General features: G+C 68.0%; 17 protein-coding genes and 5 tRNA genes. 17 read left to right on the top strand and 5 right to left on the bottom strand.

Annotation, left to right across the window (positions count from 1 at the left end):
• The first annotated feature begins 157 nt into the window (after positions 1 to 157).
• From IT359_07835 to IT359_07805, 7 genes are all read left to right on the top strand, one after another.
• Positions 158 to 2,323, top strand: a complete 2,166-nt coding sequence (locus IT359_07835) for a chemotaxis protein CheA (protein ID MCC6928881.1) — start codon at positions 158 to 160, stop codon at positions 2,321 to 2,323.
• Between the two features lie 11 nt (positions 2,324 to 2,334).
• Complete coding sequence (locus IT359_07830) at positions 2,335 to 2,859, top strand: purine-binding chemotaxis protein CheW (GenBank protein MCC6928880.1); 525 nt, start codon at positions 2,335 to 2,337, stop codon at positions 2,857 to 2,859.
• Positions 2,856 to 3,689 (top strand): protein-glutamate O-methyltransferase, encoded by an 834-nt coding sequence (locus IT359_07825; protein ID MCC6928879.1) that lies wholly within the window; start codon positions 2,856 to 2,858, stop codon positions 3,687 to 3,689. Before IT359_07830 ends, IT359_07825 begins: the two co-directional genes overlap by 4 nt.
• Before the next feature lie 3 nt (positions 3,690 to 3,692).
• The gene (locus IT359_07820) at positions 3,693 to 4,202 is read left to right on the top strand and encodes a chemotaxis protein CheD (protein ID MCC6928878.1); all 510 of its coding nucleotides are present in this window, start codon (positions 3,693 to 3,695) and stop codon (positions 4,200 to 4,202) included.
• A 21-nt stretch (positions 4,203 to 4,223) separates the two neighbouring features.
• Positions 4,224 to 4,607: a response regulator gene (locus IT359_07815; protein ID MCC6928877.1), complete on the top strand. Its 384-nt coding sequence runs from the start codon at positions 4,224 to 4,226 to the stop codon at positions 4,605 to 4,607.
• Positions 4,600 to 5,070, top strand: a complete 471-nt coding sequence (locus IT359_07810; GenBank protein ID MCC6928876.1) for a chemotaxis protein CheX — start codon at positions 4,600 to 4,602, stop codon at positions 5,068 to 5,070. Before IT359_07815 ends, IT359_07810 begins: the two co-directional genes overlap by 8 nt.
• An 82-nt stretch (positions 5,071 to 5,152) precedes the next feature.
• Complete coding sequence (locus IT359_07805; GenBank protein ID MCC6928875.1) at positions 5,153 to 6,241, top strand: chemotaxis response regulator protein-glutamate methylesterase; 1,089 nt, start codon at positions 5,153 to 5,155, stop codon at positions 6,239 to 6,241.
• Between the two features lie 118 nt (positions 6,242 to 6,359).
• On the opposite strand, the gene IT359_07800 is transcribed toward IT359_07805, so the two are convergent.
• From IT359_07800 to IT359_07780, 5 genes are all read right to left on the bottom strand, one after another.
• Positions 6,360 to 6,433, bottom strand: a tRNA-Pro gene (locus IT359_07800).
• Positions 6,434 to 6,470: 37 nt separating this feature from the next.
• Positions 6,471 to 6,544, bottom strand: a tRNA-Arg gene (locus tag IT359_07795).
• 244 nt (positions 6,545 to 6,788) lie between these two features.
• Positions 6,789 to 6,862: transfer RNA gene (locus IT359_07790), tRNA-Val, on the bottom strand.
• An 87-nt stretch (positions 6,863 to 6,949) separates the two neighbouring features.
• Positions 6,950 to 7,022: transfer RNA gene (locus IT359_07785), tRNA-Gly, on the bottom strand.
• A 187-nt stretch (positions 7,023 to 7,209) separates the two neighbouring features.
• Positions 7,210 to 7,282 (bottom strand) — tRNA-Ala (locus IT359_07780).
• 351 nt (positions 7,283 to 7,633) lie between these two features.
• Between IT359_07780 and IT359_07775 the strand changes: the two genes are divergently transcribed.
• The 10 genes from IT359_07775 to IT359_07730 all read left to right on the top strand — a co-directional run bounded on the left by IT359_07775 (position 7,634) and on the right by IT359_07730 (position 17,721).
• Positions 7,634 to 8,521, top strand: coding sequence for an RNA polymerase sigma factor RpoD/SigA (locus IT359_07775; GenBank protein ID MCC6928874.1), 888 nt, complete (start codon positions 7,634 to 7,636; stop codon positions 8,519 to 8,521).
• A 259-nt stretch (positions 8,522 to 8,780) separates the two neighbouring features.
• Positions 8,781 to 9,536: an ABC transporter ATP-binding protein gene (locus IT359_07770; GenBank protein ID MCC6928873.1), complete on the top strand. Its 756-nt coding sequence runs from the start codon at positions 8,781 to 8,783 to the stop codon at positions 9,534 to 9,536.
• Between the two features lie 3 nt (positions 9,537 to 9,539).
• Positions 9,540 to 10,022: an NUDIX hydrolase gene (locus IT359_07765; protein MCC6928872.1), complete on the top strand. Its 483-nt coding sequence runs from the start codon at positions 9,540 to 9,542 to the stop codon at positions 10,020 to 10,022.
• Between the two features lie 5 nt (positions 10,023 to 10,027).
• On the top strand, positions 10,028 to 10,870 hold the full coding sequence (locus tag IT359_07760) for a helix-turn-helix transcriptional regulator (protein MCC6928871.1): 843 nt from the start codon (positions 10,028 to 10,030) through the stop codon (positions 10,868 to 10,870).
• 377 nt (positions 10,871 to 11,247) lie between these two features.
• Positions 11,248 to 12,816: a F0F1 ATP synthase subunit alpha gene (locus tag IT359_07755; protein MCC6928870.1), complete on the top strand. Its 1,569-nt coding sequence runs from the start codon at positions 11,248 to 11,250 to the stop codon at positions 12,814 to 12,816.
• A 47-nt stretch (positions 12,817 to 12,863) separates the two neighbouring features.
• Positions 12,864 to 13,724, top strand: a complete 861-nt coding sequence (gene atpG / locus IT359_07750; GenBank protein ID MCC6928869.1) for an ATP synthase F1 subunit gamma — start codon at positions 12,864 to 12,866, stop codon at positions 13,722 to 13,724.
• A 182-nt stretch (positions 13,725 to 13,906) separates the two neighbouring features.
• Entirely contained in the window at positions 13,907 to 15,340 is a 1,434-nt protein-coding gene (gene atpD / locus IT359_07745; GenBank protein MCC6928868.1) for a F0F1 ATP synthase subunit beta, read from the top strand.
• A gap of 2 nt (positions 15,341 to 15,342) precedes the next feature.
• Positions 15,343 to 15,594 carry an ATP synthase F1 subunit epsilon gene (atpC, locus tag IT359_07740; protein ID MCC6928867.1) on the top strand — a complete coding sequence of 84 codons (252 nt, stop codon included), beginning with the start codon at positions 15,343 to 15,345 and terminating at the stop codon, positions 15,592 to 15,594.
• Between the two features lie 76 nt (positions 15,595 to 15,670).
• Entirely contained in the window at positions 15,671 to 15,823 is a 153-nt protein-coding gene (locus IT359_07735) for a hypothetical protein (GenBank protein ID MCC6928866.1), read from the top strand.
• Positions 15,820 to 17,721 (top strand): hypothetical protein, encoded by a 1,902-nt coding sequence (locus tag IT359_07730; protein MCC6928865.1) that lies wholly within the window; start codon positions 15,820 to 15,822, stop codon positions 17,719 to 17,721. Before IT359_07735 ends, IT359_07730 begins: the two co-directional genes overlap by 4 nt.
• The last annotated feature ends 149 nt before the right edge of the window (positions 17,722 to 17,870 follow it).

Raw genomic sequence — 17,870 nt, 5'->3', positions numbered from 1 at the left:
GCGCCATCGCCCCCATGCGATGGCGCCGTTTCGTCGTTAGGGAGCGCTCATCAGGGCGTGGTCAAGAGGCACGTAACACCGGCCGACACTTCGTGATGTCCTCCCGCCAGTTCCCCAAACGGACAGTGGTGCTGTCCTTCGCCACGAACCTGCCGCCGTGCCGTCGCCCACGCTCAACGACCTCGCTGCGCGCCTGATCGCGACCGAGGCGACCGACGCCGACTACCACGAGATCCTCGACATCCTCGTGGCCCTCGCCAACGATCCCGCTCTCCCCGAGGGCGTGCGGGCGCTCATGGGCGATGCGCTCATCCAATGGACCGCCGCGCCGCACGAGGCGCGCGAGCGTGTGGCTAACGATCTGCAGCAAATCGTGGTCGCCGCGCAGAACCGGCTCGACTTGCGCGACCGCCTGGCCACGATGCTCGGCGCCGACGAGGACGCCCCCATTCCCACCCGCTCGCGCGTCCCCACGCCGGTGGCCACCGTGGTCACCATCACGGCGGTCGCGACCGAAGTGGTGACCGCCTCCGGCGCCGCCGCCGCACTCCTTCCCGCCGATGCCGACCTCTCGCTGCTCCCGGACTTCATCGCCGAGAGCCGCGAACTCCTCGAGCACGCCGAAGCGGCACTCCTGGCGCTCGAACTCGACCCGGACAACGCCGAAGCGGTCAACACGATCTTCCGCGCCTTCCACACGATCAAGGGAACCTCAGCGTTCCTCTCGCTCGACTACGTCACCGAGTTCGCGCACCACGCCGAGACCATCCTCTCGCGCGTGCGCGATCGCGAGATCCGCTGCGTGGGTGGCTACGCCGATCTCGCCCTGCGCTCGTGTGACATGATCCGCGAGCTTCTCGACGCCACGCAGGACGCCGTCGAGGGACGGGGCGAGACGATCCCCACCGGCTACGACGAATTGCTGGACGTCGTGCGCGACCCGGAGACCAACGGCATCTCCGAGCGCGGTGGCGCCGCCTCCGTCGCGCGCGCGACCGCTGCGCGCGCCGACGCCGGTTCGCTGCCTGACGAGTCGGCCGCGCCGCGAGACACGCTGCCCGGAGTTGGTGGCGGAGCCTCGGTCGCGGGCGGCCATCGTCGCGCCGGTGCCGCCGCCGAGCCGACGGTGCGCGTTCGCACCGAGCGCCTCGATCGCCTCATCGAGATGGTGGGGGAGCTCGTCATCGCCGAGTCGATGATCTCGCAGGACCCGATCGTGCGGCAAGGCGGGCACCTCGACCTCAATCGCAAGATCTCCCACGCCGAGAAGATCGTCCGCGAGCTGCAAGACCTCTCCATGGCGATGCGCATGGTCCCGCTCAAGGGGCCCTTCCAGAAGGTCGCGCGCCTCGTGCGCGACCTGGCGTCGCGCTCGGGCAAGCGCGTCGAGTTCGTCGCCGAGGGCGAGGACACCGAGATCGACCGCAATATGGTCGACTTCCTCGGCGATCCGCTGGTGCACATGGTGCGCAACTCCGTCGATCACGGGATCGAGCCCACCGACGAGCGCCGCGCCGCCGGCAAGCCGGAGGTTGGCCGTGTCCGGCTCTCCGCCTACCACGCCTCGGGAAACGTGGTGGTCGAGATGAGCGATGACGGACGCGGGCTCGATCGCGACCGGATCGTCCGCAAGGCGATGCAGCAGGGGCTCATCGCCTCGGCCGAGGGGCTCAGCGACAAGGACGTCCACGACCTCATCTTCGCCCCCGGCTTCTCCACGGCCGAGACGGTCACCGACGTCTCCGGTCGTGGCGTCGGGATGGACGTGGTGCGGCGCAACATCGAGGCGCTCCGCGGGCGCGTCGAAATCCAGTCGCGTGCGGGGCAGGGAACAACCTTCATCGTGCGCCTCCCCCTCACGCTCGCCATCACCGACGGCATGCTGGTCCGCGTGGGGAGCGAACGGTATATCGTCCCCACCATCAACATCCACCTGTCGTTCCGCCCGCCCCGCACCGCGCTCTCAACCGTGGCGGGCAAGGGCGAGACGGTCATGCTGCGCGACCAGGTCATGCCGCTCGTCCGCCTGCACCGCGTCTTTGGCGTGCAGGATGCCGTCGAGGATCCCACTGCGGCGCTCCTCATGGTCGTCGGTGACGGGACGCAGCGGACCGCCCTGCTGGTCGACGAGCTGCTCGGCCAGCAGCAGGTCGTCGCCAAGTCGCTCGGCAACGGGATCGGGCGGGTGAGCGCGATCTCCGGCGGCGCGATCCTCGGCGACGGGCGCGTCGGCCTCATCCTCGACGTCAACGAACTCCTCACGCTCGCCCGCTTCGGCGAGGCGGACGAGCACCTCCACAGCATCGCACGCGCGGTCGCCTGACCGCCAGGAGCATGTTCATGTCCACCGCGACCGCCACCCCGACCATCCCCCGCCTCGCGCGCGCCGGCAAGTACCTCACGTTCTACCTCGCCAGCGAGGAGTACGGCGTGGAGATCCTCAAGGTCCATGAGATCATCGGGATGCTCCCCATCACCCGCGTTCCCCGCACGCCGACGTTTGTCCGCGGCGTCATCAACCTGCGCGGCAAGGTCATCCCGATCATCGACCTGCGCGAGCGCTTCGGCATGAGGCAGGATGGCGCCGAGGAGACGTGCATCATCGTGGTGCAGGTGCGCGGCATCCAGCTCGGCGTCGTCGTCGACAAGGTCTCCGAAGTCCTCAACATCGCCGAGGGCGACATCGAGCCCACGCCGTCGTTCGGCGTCGAGGTCAACACCGAGTACCTGCTGGGACTCGCCAAGAGCGAGGGACGCGTACGCCTCCTCCTCGACATCGATCGCGTCCTCAGCGCCTCCGAAGCCGATGCCGTGCAGGTGGTGCCCACCGACGACGCGCGGACGCCCGCCTCGGCATGACTCCCCCCGTCCTCGGGACGATCGGCGGCATCGAACTCTCCGACGCGCAGTTCCGGCGCGTCGGGGAACTCGTCACGCGCATCTCCGGGATCCAGCTCCCCCCCGGCAAGGAAAGCCTCGTGCGCTCGCGACTCGCCAAGCGCATGCGCATCCTCGGCGTTGCCAGCGTCAGCGACTACCTCGACCTCGTCGACCGCGATGCCTCGCGCACCGAACTCGCCGAGATGGTCGACGTCCTGACCACCAACAAGACGTCGTTCTTCCGCGAGGCCGATCACTTCCGACTCCTCCAGGAGGTTGTCTTTCCGTCGTTGGAGCGCGCGCGCGGCGAGATCCGGTTGTGGAGCGCCGGCTGCTCCAGCGGCGAGGAGCCGTACTCGCTCGCCATGGTGGCGCGCGAGTCGCTGGGGGCGGCGGCGTCGCGCGTGCGCATCCTCGCCACCGACATCTCCTCGCGCGTCCTCGAGAAGGCGCGAGCCGCCGTCTACGACGCCGACCAGCTCGACGACGTCCCGCCCGCGCTGCGCCAACGGCACTTCGAGCCCGTCGCCGGCGCGCACGACCGCGTGCGCGTGACAGCCGCGACGCGCGAGCTGGTGCAGTGCGCCCGCCTCAACCTCATGGGCGACTGGCCCATGCGCGGGCCGTTCGACGTGATCCTCTGCCGCAACGTCATGATCTACTTCGACAAGGCCACCCAGGAGCAACTCGTCTCGCGCTACGCCGCGCTCCTCGCGCCGGGCGGCTACCTGCTCGTCGGGCACTCCGAGAGCCTCAGCGGGCTGCGGCACGGGCTTGCCTATGTCCAACCCGCCACCTATCGCCGGTAGCGGATGATGCAAACGACGGAAAGCACGGCAGACCGCGTGATCGGCATCGCCGAGATGGCCATCTCGGCGTCGGGTGGCGAGCGCCTCGTGACGTATGCGTTAGGCAGCTGCCTGGGCGTCTGCGTGCACGACCCCATTGCCGGCGTGGCCGGGCTCCTGCACGTGATGCTCCCCTCGTCCGACATCGACCCGCAGAAGGCACAACGCAACCCCTGCATGTTCGTCGACACCGGCGTCCCCGAGCTCTTTCGCGCCGCCTATCGCGCCGGCGCCCACAAGGAGCGCCTCGTGGTGAAGGTCGTGGGCGGCGCGTCGACAACCGACGGCGAGCAGCTCGACGCCTTCCAGGTGGGAAAGCGCAACGTGCTCACGCTCAAGAAGCTGTTGTGGAAGAACGGCGTGATCCTGCGCGCCGAGGATGTCGGGGGACTGCGCCTGTCGCGCACGGTCTTCCTCCAGGTCGCGACGGGGGAAGTCCTCGTCAAGACCAACGGCCGCGAAGCCACGCTCTGAAAGCATCGAGGAACGAGTCCAATGGCAATCAATGTCCTGGTGGTCGACGATAGCGCCGTCATGCGGTCGATGCTGATTCGCACGTTGCGCCTGTCGGGCCTCCCGCTCACCAGCGTCTACCAGGCGGGAAACGGCGCCGAGGCGCTCGCCACGCTCGCCGCGCACGAGGTCGACCTCGCCCTGGTCGACATCAACATGCCGGTCATGAACGGCGAGCAGCTCATCGACCAGGTCCGCGCCGATGCACGACTGGCCGGTGTCGCCATCGTCGTCGTCTCCACCGAGGGCTCCGAGACGCGCATCGCCGCCCTCAAGGCGCGCGGCGCCTCCTTCATCCACAAACCGTTCACCCCCGAGCAGGTGCGCACCACCGTCCTCCGCGTGCTGGGAGTGGCCGATGCCTGAGATCATCGCCTCCACCCTCGCCTCACAGCTCGCGGAAGCCGCCGGAGAGACCTTCGAGCGACTCGGCTATCTCCTCGCCGAGCCGGGCGTGGCCGACCACGTCCCCGCCGACGCGGTGGACGGGATCGTGGCCGTCGCCTTCAGCGGCCCCGCACACGGCGGCGTGATCTTGCAACTGTCGGGAGGGATCCTCGCCGAACTCGCGGGCAACATGCTGGGCCTCGACGAAACGGTCGCCGGCGGCGACCAGCAGGACGCGCTCGGCGAGACCGCCAACGTCATCTGCGGAAACGTCCTCCCGCGCATCGTCGGCCCCGCCGCCGTCTTCGCCCTTGGCGTTCCGCAGCCGTACCGCTCGTGGGACGATGCCGTCGACGTCCTCGGATCCGTTACCGCGCGCGTTCGGCTCGACGTCGAAGGCGGGCGCGCCGACGTCGGACTCGTCATGCTCCCCGCGCACTGAGCACCCGCCGCCCCGATCACTCCGCATTGACGCACCGTACCCGGGCGCCCGCTGGCGACCGCGCTCGACTCCCCACTGGCACATGCCGATTCGTGTCCTCGTCGTCGATGACTCCGCCGTTGTCCGGAAGGCGCTGAGCGAAGGGCTGTCGCGATACCCCGACATCGAGGTCGTCGGGACCGCCATCGATCCCTACGTGGCGCGCGACAAGATCATCGCGCTGCGCCCCGACGTCGTCACCCTCGACGTCGAGATGCCGCGCATGGATGGGCTCTCGTTCCTCGAGCGCCTCATGCAGCACTATCCCCTCCCGGTCATCATCGTCTCCTCCCTCACCCCCAAACACTCCGAAGCGGCGGTGCGCGCGCTCGCCCTCGGCGCCGTCGACGTGGTGCCGAAACCCGGAACGCAGTATTCCGTGCCCGACGTCGAGCGCCATCTCGTGGCCGCCGTGCGCGCCGCCTCGCGCGCCAGGCTCACCCGGCGCGAGCCCGTTGCTGTGCGCAGCCAACCCCCCGTGGCGCAGATCGGACAGCTCCGCACCACCGATCGCCTCATTGCCATCGGCGCCTCCACCGGCGGCACCGGAGCCATCGAGCATGTGCTGCGGCGCTTTCCCGCCAACGCCCCGGGCACCGTGATCACGCAGCACATGCCCGCCGGATTCACGGCGTCGTTTGCCAACCGACTCGACCAGCAGTGCGCCGTCACCGTGCGCGAGGCGCGCGACGGTGAGGTCATCACGCCGGGTCTCGCCCTCATCGCGCCCGGCAACTATCACTTGCTGGTGCAGCGCAGCGGCGCGCAGTGGATCGCGCGCGTCAAGGACGGCCCGCTCGTGCACCACCAGCGCCCCGCCGTCGACGTGATGTTCCAGTCCGTGGCCAAGGCCGCCGGGCGCAACGCGGTTGGCGCCATCCTCACCGGGATGGGCGAAGATGGCGCGAGGGGGATGCTGTCCATGCGTGGCGCCGGTGCCTGGACCATCGCCCAGGATGAGGCAACGTCGGTCGTGTTCGGCATGCCGCGCGCAGCGATCGAGATGGAGGCGGCGTGTGAGGTGCGTGCGCTGGACGAGGTGGCCGAGGCGATCTTGAGCGCGGTCAGCGGACCCACCCGAACGCCGCTCGCCGTGCCGGTGGACCCGCCGGTGCCCGTGGTGGCGGGGTAGGGGACGCGAGCCCGCTGGGCGGGGCTGAGCGGGTTTGCACCAGTCTGGGCTGGGAGTGGAATGCAGAAGCGCCCGGTTCCGAGTCGGAACCGGGCGCTTGAGTTGTCTGCGGTACTAGTCGGGGCGACTGGATTTGAACCAGCGACCTCCTGCTCCCGAAGCAGGCGCGCTACCGGGCTACGCTACGCCCCGAATACTGCCGGACTGCCCATTCCTGCCGGGTGATGTATGCGCCCTGAGAGACTCGAACTCCCAACCTTCTGATCCGTAGTCAGATGCTCTATCCAATTGAGCTAAGGGCGCTCACCATCAGCGCTTACAACACCATCGCCTGCGGCTTTCCAACCGTTCCAAGCCTCGGCCCGGCGGAAGAACGCGGAAGGTAGACACCCCCCTGTAGGCCGTCAAGTGACACTCCGAGCGAATGCTCACAGCGTACTTGGATGATCGACGGGTGAGTGTGAACTCCCGCGCGCCACCTCCCCCCGCGCGCCACCGAAAGCCCGTCCCAGGAAAAACCAACGCCCCCGGCGCGGCCGGAGGCGTATGGGCGGTACAAGACTCGAACTTGTGACCTCCACGATGTCAACGTGGCGCTCTAACCAACTGAGCTAACCGCCCGATTCACCGCATGCCACCGGCAACATTTCACCGGCCTCGCACGTTACTGCTCCTAATGCCCCTTCACGTGCTGGCGTTGCGCTGAGAAGCGGGAAACGGGACTCGAACCCGCGACCCCAACCTTGGCAAGGTTGTGCTCTACCAACTGAGCTATTCCCGCGAACCCCACGTACGGCCGGTCTCTGGCAACCCTTCGCGTCGACGACGCAGACCAACCGATCACTGCCCGATCACTGCGCATCCGTTCCGAACCACTGGCCGACGTCCGCCTTCGTGAGCTGCAACCAATGCTGACGAACGTTGATCGTCGTGCCATTCCAGGTCGAGACGTCTCGCTGCTTCGACCATGGAGGCGAGGGGAATCGAACCCCTGACCTCTTGAATGCCATTCAAGCGCTCTCCCAACTGAGCTACGCCCCCGTTCGCAGACTCGCCATACCCGCGCTTGCGTGCTAGCCAGCCCTGCTTTCAGGAACCGGGAAGTGTATCCGGGAGTAGTAGTGATGTCAAGAAATCCACTCTGGCGAATTCGCCATCGATCCGTATTTTGCAGCGACTTTTTCCACTCCTGTGTTAGCCTCACGCGCCGACGTCCGGCAGCCGTGAATGATGCAAGTCGGAACACGTGCGCGCAGTGACGAAACTGGGGTGGCAAGAGGCCTTTCGATCGTACGAGTGGTCGGCGTCGGTCCTTCACGATGTTCTCCGCACGGCAGCGACTTCGCGCCGCGCGATTTTTCATAAACGCCAAGTCCCCGAGGACTTTCTTCAATGACTGACGTCAAGCGCCGCCGCCGCCGGACGACCCCGCAGGGGATCGCCCCCAGCGAGCCGGAGCGCGACATTCTCGACCAGTACCTCTACGAGGTGAGCACCTACCCGCTGCTCAAGGCGGCGGAGGAGATCGAACTCGCCCGCAAGATCCGCGCGGGCGACCAGGATGCCCTGCAGGAACTCGTCAAGCGCAACCTTCGCTTCGTCATCTCCGTCGCGAAGAAGTACCAGAACCGCGGCCTCCCGCTCATCGACCTCATCGGTGAAGGGAACGTCGGGCTCCTCACCGCTGCCCGGAAGTTCGATCCGGACCAGGGCGTGAAGTTCATCTCGTACGCCGTCTGGTGGATTCGCCAGGCCATCCTGTCGTCGCTCGCGCGCCAGGGACGCACCGTGCGCGTTCCGCTCAACCGGACCGCCGACCTCTCGCGCATCATCAAGGCCTCCGAGATCCTCCGCCAGAAGCTCCGCCGCGAACCCACGCCAGAAGAACTCTCGCAGCTCACCGGCCTGTCGGTCGATGTCGTGCAGTCGCTCGCCGCGCTCAACACTGGCGATGTGCGTCTCGACGCGCCGATGGATCCCGAAGGCGATCGCGCCCTCATCGAGCGCTTCGTCGCCGATGAGATGCCCGACACGGAAGAGGAAGCGATGAACCGCTTCCTCACCGACGAAATCGAGCTTGCCCTCTCCACCCTCCCGCCGCGCGACGCGAAGGTCCTGCGTCTCTACTTCGGGCTCGAGGGCGGACGCGAGCACACGCTCGAGGAAATCGGCTCCATGCTCGGCGTCACCCGCGAGCGCGTGCGCCAGCTGCGTGACCGTGCCCTCAAGCGCCTTCGCGAAGGCGATGTCGGGCGCGCCCTCTCCAGCTTCGCCGCCTGACCCACACGCACGAAGCTCTTCGCCACGGGCGAGCCCTCACCGGCTCGCCCGTTTCGTTTCTCCCCATCCCCCCGCGCGCACCATTCGCGCATGAGCGCGCACTTACTCGCACGCCACGACGCACCGCATGACGATGCTCCCCTTTCGCAGCTCACATTCATGCTGTTGATTGCGATTGTGCCCCCGTCGCCGCGTCTCGTCCCCAGCCTTCGCTGGGGCAGGCTTCTCGTCTTCTCGTCTTCTCGTCTTCTGCCCCTAAGTGATTTCCCTCCAGAACGTCTACAAGTCCTTCGGCCCCAAGAAAGTCCTCCAGGGCTTCTCGCTCGACGTGGCCGAGGGAGAGACGATGGTCATCATCGGCTACTCGGGGAGCGGAAAGTCGGTCGCGATCAAGCACATCGTCGGACTCCTCGAGCCGGACGATGGCACGGTCTTCGTCGATGGACTCGAGGTCCCGAAGCTGTCGCGACGCGACCTGTATGCCCTGCGCTCGAAGATCGGCTACGTCTTCCAGTTCGCCGCGCTCTTCGACTCTCTCACCATCGGCGAAAACGTGGCGATGGGGCTGCGCAAGCAGGGACTCCTCGCGCCAAGGGAAATCGGCGAGCGCGTGCAGGAAGTGCTCGAACTGGTCGATCTGCCTAACGTGCAGGACCGGTACCCGGCCGAGCTCTCCGGTGGGATGCGCAAGCGCGTGGGACTCGCGCGCGCCATTGCCCTGCGTCCCAAGTACATCCTCTACGATGAACCGACCACGGGCCTCGACCCGGTGACGAGTGCAGTCATCGACGAGTTGATGGTGCGCATGCGCGAGAAGCTGGGCGTCACCAGCATCGTGATCACGCACGACATGCGCAGCGCCTATCACGTGGGGAGCAAGATCGCGATGCTGTACGAAGGGAGGGTGCGCCAGGTGGGGACGGTCGACGAGATCCGCAACTCGGCCGATCCCATCGTGCGCCAGTTCGTCGAGGGACGCCCCGAGCTCGAGAGCGAGCCAGTCAAGGTGCCCTGACTCATGGCCGCAGGGGGAGGACGGGCGCGCGAGGAGGTCTCGGCGGGAGGAGTGGTCGTGCGCATCGAGGATGGGCGCCCACTCTTCCTCATTATTCGCGACTCGTATCGCAACTGGGGCTTTCCCAAGGGGCACCTGGAGCCAGGTGAATCGGCCGACACCGCGGCGATGCGCGAGGTTGCCGAGGAGACCGGACTCCCCGACCTGCGCCTGCGCGGGGAGATCGAGACCATCGACTGGTACTTCCGCTTTCGCGGGCGGTTGATCCACAAGGTCTGCCACTTCTACCTGATGGAGTCGGCAACCGCGGTCACCTTCCCCCAGCGCGACGAGGGGATCACGGCCTGTCGGTGGGAGCCGATCGATCGCGCCACGGAGCTGGTGTCGTACGAGAATGCGCGCGCTGTCCTCAAGCGGGCATACGAGCGCATCGTCGCCGAGACGCATTCCGCCGACGATTCCGTCATCCCTCCAGCCGCTTCCTGACCCACATGTCGCCGGCGGAAGCGCGCGTGAAGAGTGTCGTCCCCCTGGCCGTCGTCGTACTCGCCACGCGCGACCGTGCGCGCGCGGTGGTGAAGGACGCCTTCCCGCGCCGGCGCACGCGACTCACGCTGGCGCGGAACATTCGCGAGTTTGAGCGCGGCTTCCGTACCTCGCTCGTCGACGCCGCCATCGTCGATCTCGCGGGGGCGACCGAGGACGTGATGCTTGCCGTCGACATGGCGCGCGAGTTCCCGAGTGCCCCCTTCTTTGCCCTCACGCCGCTCCGGGCCAACGACGCCGCTCTTGCTGCGCGCGCCGCGGCGTACGACTTCGCGGAGGTGCTGGTGGAGGGGGTGGACGACCACGTGCTGCGGGAGCTGGTGACGCCGAGGGCGTTCACGTCCCGCTTCGCGAATGCGCTGGCCGTCCCGCCAGAATCGCTGCGGGTGGACACGCCGCTGCGGCTCGACTCGTGGCGAGTGCTGGTGGGGCACGCCGGGCGTCCGATCCACACGAACGAGGTGGCGGCGGAGCTGGGGGTCACGCGCGAGCACCTGTCGCGGGCATTCGGGGCGGCGGGGGTTCCCAACCTCAAGCGCGTGATAGACCTGGTGCGCCTCGCCGCCGCCGCCGAGTTGTCGAAGAACCCGGGCTACGACGTGGGGGATGTGGCGCGGGTGCTGGGGTTTGCCTCGTCGTCGCACCTGAGCACGACCTCGCAGCGCATAGTAGGGATCCGCCCGTCGTCGCTGGCGCGACTGCGGACGGTGGACCTGTTCGAGCGATTCGCACACGGACGGATGCGGAGCCGACCGGCGGTGCGGGGGCGCAGGGGCGGGGTGAGCTGAGGGGGCGGGGCGGGGGGGGGGGGGACGATTGGAGCCAGTTTTGGGCGCCGATTCGGGGTCCGCCAATTTGGGGTCAGAGTCACCGAGAATGTGGTTCGGTGACTCTGACCCCAAATGCGCGGGGCCCAGAGGCGCGGAGCCGTCCGGTGCCACGGGGGCGCCTGGGTGGGGTGAACTGAGGGCGGGGGGGAGATTGGAGCCAGAATGGGGCGCCAAATCGGGGCCGGCCAAATTGGGGTCAGAGTCACCGAGAATTTGGTTCGGTGACTCTGACCCCAAATGCGGTTACTGATTCGCTTGAATGCCGACAAGCCTTGTGATAATTTTCACAAGCTGTACCTGAGTCAATTCGATCCTTCTACGCCCCCGATCTCGTTATGGCTTCCGATACCATCCTTCGTCCCGGCGAAATCAAGGACATTCTCCTCCGCGAAATCGAGGCGGCGGACCTGCATGCGCTCGATGTCGAGGAAGTGGGGACCGTCCTCGAGGTGAAGGACGGCATCGCCCGCATCTACGGCCTGCGCAAGGCGATGTCGGGCGAGATGCTCGAGATCACGTCGTCGGAGACCGGGAACAAGGTCACCGGGCTGACGCTGAACCTCGAGGAGGACAACATCGGCGCCGTCATCCTCGGCGACTACTTGCAGCTGAAGGAAGGCGACGAGGTCCGACGCACCGGGCGCGTGCTCGAGGTCCCAGTGGGGCCGGCCCTGGTGGGGCGCGTGGTCGATGCGCTCGGGCGCCCGATCGACGGCAAGGGAGCGATCGACACGCCGTACACCCGGCTGGTGGAATCGCCGGCCCCCGGCATCATCGTTAGGCAGCCGGTGAAGGAGCCCCTGCAGACGGGGATCAAGGCCATCGACGCCATGATCCCCATCGGGCGTGGCCAGCGCGAACTCATCATCGGCGACCGCGGCACCGGCAAGACCGCCATCGCGATCGACACGATCATCAACCAGAAGGGGCAGGGCGTCACCTGCGTCTACGTCGCCATCGGCCAGAAGGCCTCCACGGTCGCCTCGGTCGTGGAGAAGCTGCGCCAGTACGGCGCGATGGACTACACGATCGTCGTCGTCGCCGCCGCGTCGGATCCGGCGCCGATGCAGTACATCGCCCCCTACACGGGGGCAGCGATGGCCGAGTACTTCATGTACGAGGAAGGGCAGGCCACGCTGTGCGTATACGACGACCTCTCCAAGCAGGCCGCCGCCTACCGCCAACTCTCCCTGGTCCTTCGCCGCCCGCCGGGACGCGAAGCCTTCCCGGGCGACGTCTTCTACCTCCACTCGCGCCTGCTCGAGCGCGCCGCGAAGCTCCGCGAGGATTCGGGCGTGGTCGACGGCAAGACGATCAAGAAGCCGGGTGGCTCGCTCACCGCGCTCCCGATCATCGAGACACAGGCCGGCGACGTCTCGGCGTACATCCCGACCAACGTCATCTCGATCACCGACGGGCAGATCTTCCTCGAGACCGACCTGTTCTACGCGAACATCCGCCCCGCGATCAACGCCGGCATCTCGGTGTCGCGCGTGGGTGGCTCGGCGCAGATCAAGGCGATGCGCTCCGTGGCTGGGCGCCTCCGCCTCGACCTCGCGCAGTATCGCGAACTGGAGGCCTTCGCCGCCTTTGCGTCGGACCTCGACGCCGCGACCAAGAAGCAGCTCGAGCGCGGCGCCCGCACCGTGGAAGTCCTGAAGCAGCCGCAGTACTCGCCGATGCCGGTCGAGCACCAGGTCATGATCATCTACGCCGTCTCGAACGGCTTCCTCGACGACATCGCCGTCGCCAAGGTGCGCGACTTCGAGCGCGGCTTCCTCGAGTTCATGGCTGCCCAGTACCCGCAGGTGGGTGAGGCGATCCGGAAGGAGAAGCAGATGTCGAAGGAGACCGAGGCTGCGTTGAAGGCGGGGATCGACGCCTACCAGAAGGTTGCGCGCTAGTGGTACCGCTCGTTCCCTCGTCCCATCGTCATCTCGTCTTCTAAGCCATGGCCAAAGGTCGCGAACTCAAGGCGCGCATCCGCACGACCGAGAACACGCGGAAGATCACGCGCACCATGGAGATGGTGTCGACGTCGAAGATGAAGCGCGCGCAGGATCGCGTGCAGGCGGCGCGTCCCTACGCGAACGCGCTGTCCGACGTCATCTCGTCGCTGTACACCCCCGAACTGGCGGAGCGCTTCCCGCTACTGCGCCAGCCGTCGAGGCCGCGCAAGGCGGCGGTGATCCTGATCAATTCCAACCGCGGCCTCGCCGGCGCCTTCAACTCGAACCTCATCAAGGAAGCGCGCTCGCAGCTGCAACGCCTGCGTGCCCAGGGGATCGAGACCGAGCTGCACGTCTCGGGGCGCAAGGGGATCGGCTTCTTCCGCTATGTGGGCGAGGCGATGGCGGTGGCGCGCACCGACATCAGCGACCGCCCGTCGTCGGCCGATGCGGCATCGCTCGTCGACGCGCTGATGGCGCGCTTCATCGACGGATCGCTCGATGCCGTCTACGTCGTCTACGCCCAGTTCAAGTCCGCCCTCTCCACGCCGCCGACCACGGCGCAGGTCCTCCCCGTCGTCCCGCCCAAGCGCACGGGCGCCGCGCCGGACTACCTGCTCTTTCCCTCGGCCGAGGAGATCCTCACCGAGTTGCTCCCGTCGTACGTGCGCAACGCGGTCTATCGCACGCTGGTTGAAACCGCCGCCGCCGAGCACAGCGCCCGGCGCACGGCCATGAAGAACGCCACCGACAACGCGACCGAGCTGCTCTCCGTCTATCGCCGCACGTACAACCGTGCCCGTCAGGCGCAAATCACGCAGGAAATCGCGGAAATCGTGGGCGGCGCAGCCGCACTGGAATAGAAGGGCGGACGGGGGACGGGAGCGCCGCCTCGCGGCCACCTCACGCGACCCGACGCCCGGAAGAGTGCTGAACTCGCCACCCTCGCCCTAACGCAACAGAACGTCCGTCCCTCGTCTTCTCGTCTTCTCGTCTTCTCGTCTTCTCGTCTTCTCGTCTTCTCGTCCTCTCGTCTTCTCGCGCTATGTCCGCTCCCGCTGCCCCCCAGACCGTCGGTCGGATCGTCCAGGTCATCGGCCCCGTCGTCGACGTGGAGTTCGATACCGACGCCCTCCCCGAGCTGTACAACGCGCTCGAGATCCGCGGCAAGACGGATTCGGGTGAACCGATCCGCGTCGTGGCCGAGGTGCAGCAGCACATCGGGCGCAACCAGGTGCGCGCGGTCGCGATGTCGACGACCGACGGCGTGGTGCGCGGCATGGACGCGATCGATACCGGCGCCGCGATCTCGGTCCCGGTCGGCGCTCCCGCGTTAGGGCGCATCCTCAACGTCCTCGGCGAGCCGGTGGACAACGGCGCCGACATCCCGGCGTCGGTGGAGCGCTGGCCGATCCACCGCAAGCGACCGGACTTCGTCGACCTCGAACCCAAGACGCAGATCTTCGAGACGGGGATCAAGGTCATCGACCTCATCGCCCCGTTCGTGAAGGGCGGCAAGATCGGGCTCTTTGGCGGCGCCGGCGTGGGAAAGACGGTCGTCATCCAGGAACTGATCAACAACGTCGCCAAGGGGCACGGCGGCAAGTCGGTCTTCTGCGGCGTGGGCGAGCGCACGCGTGAGGGGAACGACCTCTACCTCGAGTTCAAGGAAGCGGGCATCCTCGACTCGGTTGCCCTCATCTACGGGCAGATGAACGAGCCGCCAGGTGCACGCCTTCGCGTCGGCCTCTCGGGGCTCACGGTGGCCGAGTACTTCCGCGATCGCGAGAACGCCGACGTGCTCGTCTTCATCGACAACATCTTCCGCTTCACGCAGGCGGGATCGGAAGTCTCGGCGCTCCTCGGGCGCATGCCGAGCGCGGTGGGCTACCAGCCCACGCTGGCCACCGAGATGGGTGACCTGCAGGAGCGCATCACCTCGACGCGCAACGGCTCGATCACCTCGGTGCAGGCGATCTACGTGCCGGCCGACGACCTCACGGACCCGGCGCCGGCCACGGCCTTCGCCCACCTCGACGCCACAGTCGTGCTCAACCGCAAGATCACCGAGCTCGGGATCTACCCCGCGGTCGATCCGCTCGACTCGTCGTCGCGCATCCTCGATCCGCAGTTCATCGGCGAGCGCCACTACAAGGTCGCCATCGAAGTGCAGCGCATCTTGCAGCGCTACAAGGAACTCCAGGACATCATCGCCATCCTCGGCATGGACGAGCTCTCCGAGGACGACAAGAAGGTGGTGGGTCGTGCGCGCCGCCTGCAGCGCTTCATGTCGCAGCCGTTCGCGGTGGCCGAGCAGTTCACGGGGATGAAGGGGGCGTACGTGAAGCTGGACGAGACCATCTCCTCGTTCGAGCGCCTGTGCAACGGCGAGTTTGACCAGTACCCGGAGCAGGCGTTCTTCATGTGCGGCGGCGCCGACGACATCGTCAAGAACGCCGAGCGCCTGGCCAAGGCCTAACGATGCTCACGGTCTCGGTGATCTCGCCGGAGCGCACGCTGTTCGAGGGGGAGGTCGATTCGCTCGTCGCCCCCGCGTTCGACGGCGAGGTGGGGATCCTTACCTCGCACGCGCCCATGATGACGCTCCTGGGGAAGGGGACGCTGCGCCTGGGGAGCAATGGATCCAGGGGGAGCTTCGAGGTGGAAGGCGGCTTCCTGCAGGTCGTGGACAACCAGGTGCGCGTGGTGACGGAGAAGGCAACGCAGGTGTAACTCCGCAGTGTGCACGCGCCGGCCTCGCACGAGGTCGGCGCGTCGATTTTCCCCCCGGCCGGGATCGCGGTACGCCATGTGGCAGGTGATGCGCGAGTTGTGGGCCTACATGCGGGAGCGCAAGAAACTCTGGCTGCTCCCCCTCCTCGTCGTGCTGTTCGCGTCGGGGGCGGTCCTGATGGCGGCGCAGGGCTCGGCGCTTGCCCCCTTCATCTACTCGATCTTTTGAGCCGCAAGGGAAAGCCCGCGCGCCCGTCGGCTCCGTCGGCTGCAACCGGTGGCCCGGCGGGCGCGCCGAGCTCGGCGCCGCTCTCGGCGCGACGCCGGCGGATCTTCCTCGCCGTCACCGTGCTGGCGCCGTTCCTGTGCCTCGCCGGCGTGGAAGGCGCGTTGCGCCTGCTGCGCCCGGAGGATGCGCTCCCGCTCTTCGTCCCCGCACTCATCGGCGACGGCGCGCTCCTCGTCGCGAACCCGCGCATCGGCGAGCGCTACTTCCCGACCGCGTCGGCCGCCCCCGCGCCCCCCGCCGAGTTCTTCGCGCGCGACAAGCCCGCCAACGGCTTTCGCCTCTTCGTGATGGGGGAATCGACGACCGCCGGCTTCCCCTATCCGCGCAACGGAACGTTCTCGCGCCTGCTGCGCGACGCGTTGCACGACGTGCTCCCCGCCGATTCGGTCGAGGTGATCAACCTCGGCATTGCCGCCACCAACAGTGTCACCCTGCGCGACCTTGCCGGCGAGGTCGCCGCGCAGCGCCCGGACGCCGTGCTCATCTACGCCGGACACAACGAGTACTACGGCGTAATGGGGGCGGCCTCGAGGAGCGGAGGAGGTGCGCCGTGGCTGGCGCGCGCCTCGCTGGCCATCCAGCGGTTCCGCCTGGGGATGGCGCTGCGCCGACTGCTGTCGCGTGGCGGTGCAGCGGCGGCCGACTCCGCGCCGTCATTCATGGAGGTGTTGGCGCGTGATCGCGAGGTGCCGGAGGGGAGCCCCACGTACGCGCGTGGGCGCGAGCAGTTTGCCGACAACCTCGCGGCGGTGCTCTCCACGTTCCGCGCGGCCGGCATTCCAGTGTTTGTCGGCAGCCTGGCCAGCAACGTGCGCGACCAGGCGCCCTTTGCCTCGCCGGCCAACGGCGCCGCCGACTCGGCATACCGCGCCGGGCACGAGGCGCTCGAGCGAGGCGACAGCGCGGCGGCACGGACGGCGTTGCCGCGTGCCCGCGATCTCGACGTCGTGCGCTTTCGCGCCCCCGGCGCATTCACGGCGACGGTGCAGTCGGCGGCGCGCGCTGGCGGAGCAACGTACGTCCCCGTGGCCGAGCGCTTCGAGCAGGCGAGCGGCGGGCTCCCGGGGGGCGGACTCTTCCTGGAGCACGTGCACCCGACGCGCGCCGGCGTGACGCTTCTCGCACGCGCGTTCTTCGAGGCGCTGGATTCGGCATCGTTCCTGGGGCACCGCGCCGACAGGACGCGGTTCAGGGGGTGGGACGCCTACCAGCGGGGAGCCGCGCTCACGCCGTTCGACGAGCGCATTGCGCATCACACGGTGCAGACGATCGTGGGGCGCTGGCCCTTTGTGCCCGCGGCCCGGCAGGTGGACTATCGGGCCACGTATCGTCCTGCCTCCCTGTTGGACAGCCTCGCGCTCATGGTCTCGCGCGGCGGGGTGCGGTGGGAGGAAGCCAAACTGCGGATTGCCGAAGCGTACCGGCGGCGCGCCTTCCCTGACTCCGCCGCGTGGGAGTACCGCGGCCTGGTTCGCGACCAGCCCGTGGCCGAGTTCCCGCGCCGGCTCCTGGCCGGGGCGCTGCAGCAGGAAGGACGAACCGCCGAGGCCGAGCAGGCGCTGCGCCAGGCGTTGCAGCTGGAACCGTCGAGCGCGGGAGCGCTGGCGCTCGCCCAACTGCTGCTGCAGCGCAAGGACGTGCCGGCGGCGATCCCGCTCCTCGAGCAGGCCGTGCGCATCGAGCCGACAAACACGGCGGCGCTGTACCAGCTCTCCCTCGCCTACGGACTCGCCCGCGACCTGGAGCGCTCGCGCGCGACGGCGCTTACTCTCGCCAGGATCGACCCGCGGTATCCGGGGCTGGCGGGTTGGATGGCGGCGATCGGTCTCGCGCGCTAGGCGCACCCTAAACCCGCGCGGCAACAGGCGCGGTGCGCGCGGCGCGGCCGCCCCCGCCACGCGGCAGCGCCCGCCATTCGGCAGCGCACCGGCGACCATTCGTGAGAGAGCTTCGAGTATCGCGCCAGCGCTCGCCGACGTATCGTGAG

It is taken from the genome of Gemmatimonadaceae bacterium (genome assembly GCA_020852815.1).
Lineage (GTDB): Bacteria > Gemmatimonadota > Gemmatimonadetes > Gemmatimonadales > Gemmatimonadaceae > SCN-70-22.
The sequence above is the reverse complement of the archived record's forward strand: the minus strand, read 5'-3'. Positions and strand labels throughout refer to the sequence as shown.

What these genes read in the sequence shown, in the direction of transcription:
- IT359_07760 (MCC6928871.1), top strand. Translation starts at nt 10,028, where the DNA reads ATGTCGCCGGCGGAAGCGCGCGTGAAGAGTGTCGTCCCCCTGGCCGTC.
- IT359_07775 (MCC6928874.1), top strand. Translation starts at nt 7,634, where the DNA reads ATGACTGACGTCAAGCGCCGCCGCCGCCGGACGACCCCGCAGGGGATC.
- atpD (MCC6928868.1), top strand. Translation starts at nt 13,907, where the DNA reads ATGTCCGCTCCCGCTGCCCCCCAGACCGTCGGTCGGATCGTCCAGGTC.
- IT359_07825 (MCC6928879.1), top strand. Translation starts at nt 2,856, where the DNA reads ATGACTCCCCCCGTCCTCGGGACGATCGGCGGCATCGAACTCTCCGAC.
- IT359_07820 (MCC6928878.1), top strand. Translation starts at nt 3,693, where the DNA reads ATGATGCAAACGACGGAAAGCACGGCAGACCGCGTGATCGGCATCGCC.
- IT359_07805 (MCC6928875.1), top strand. Translation starts at nt 5,153, where the DNA reads ATGCCGATTCGTGTCCTCGTCGTCGATGACTCCGCCGTTGTCCGGAAG.
- IT359_07755 (MCC6928870.1), top strand. Translation starts at nt 11,248, where the DNA reads ATGGCTTCCGATACCATCCTTCGTCCCGGCGAAATCAAGGACATTCTC.
- IT359_07765 (MCC6928872.1), top strand. Translation starts at nt 9,540, where the DNA reads ATGGCCGCAGGGGGAGGACGGGCGCGCGAGGAGGTCTCGGCGGGAGGA.
- atpC (MCC6928867.1), top strand. Translation starts at nt 15,343, where the DNA reads ATGCTCACGGTCTCGGTGATCTCGCCGGAGCGCACGCTGTTCGAGGGG.
- IT359_07815 (MCC6928877.1), top strand. Translation starts at nt 4,224, where the DNA reads ATGGCAATCAATGTCCTGGTGGTCGACGATAGCGCCGTCATGCGGTCG.
- IT359_07810 (MCC6928876.1), top strand. Translation starts at nt 4,600, where the DNA reads ATGCCTGAGATCATCGCCTCCACCCTCGCCTCACAGCTCGCGGAAGCC.
- atpG (MCC6928869.1), top strand. Translation starts at nt 12,864, where the DNA reads ATGGCCAAAGGTCGCGAACTCAAGGCGCGCATCCGCACGACCGAGAAC.
- IT359_07830 (MCC6928880.1), top strand. Translation starts at nt 2,335, where the DNA reads ATGTTCATGTCCACCGCGACCGCCACCCCGACCATCCCCCGCCTCGCG.
- IT359_07735 (MCC6928866.1), top strand. Translation starts at nt 15,671, where the DNA reads ATGTGGCAGGTGATGCGCGAGTTGTGGGCCTACATGCGGGAGCGCAAG.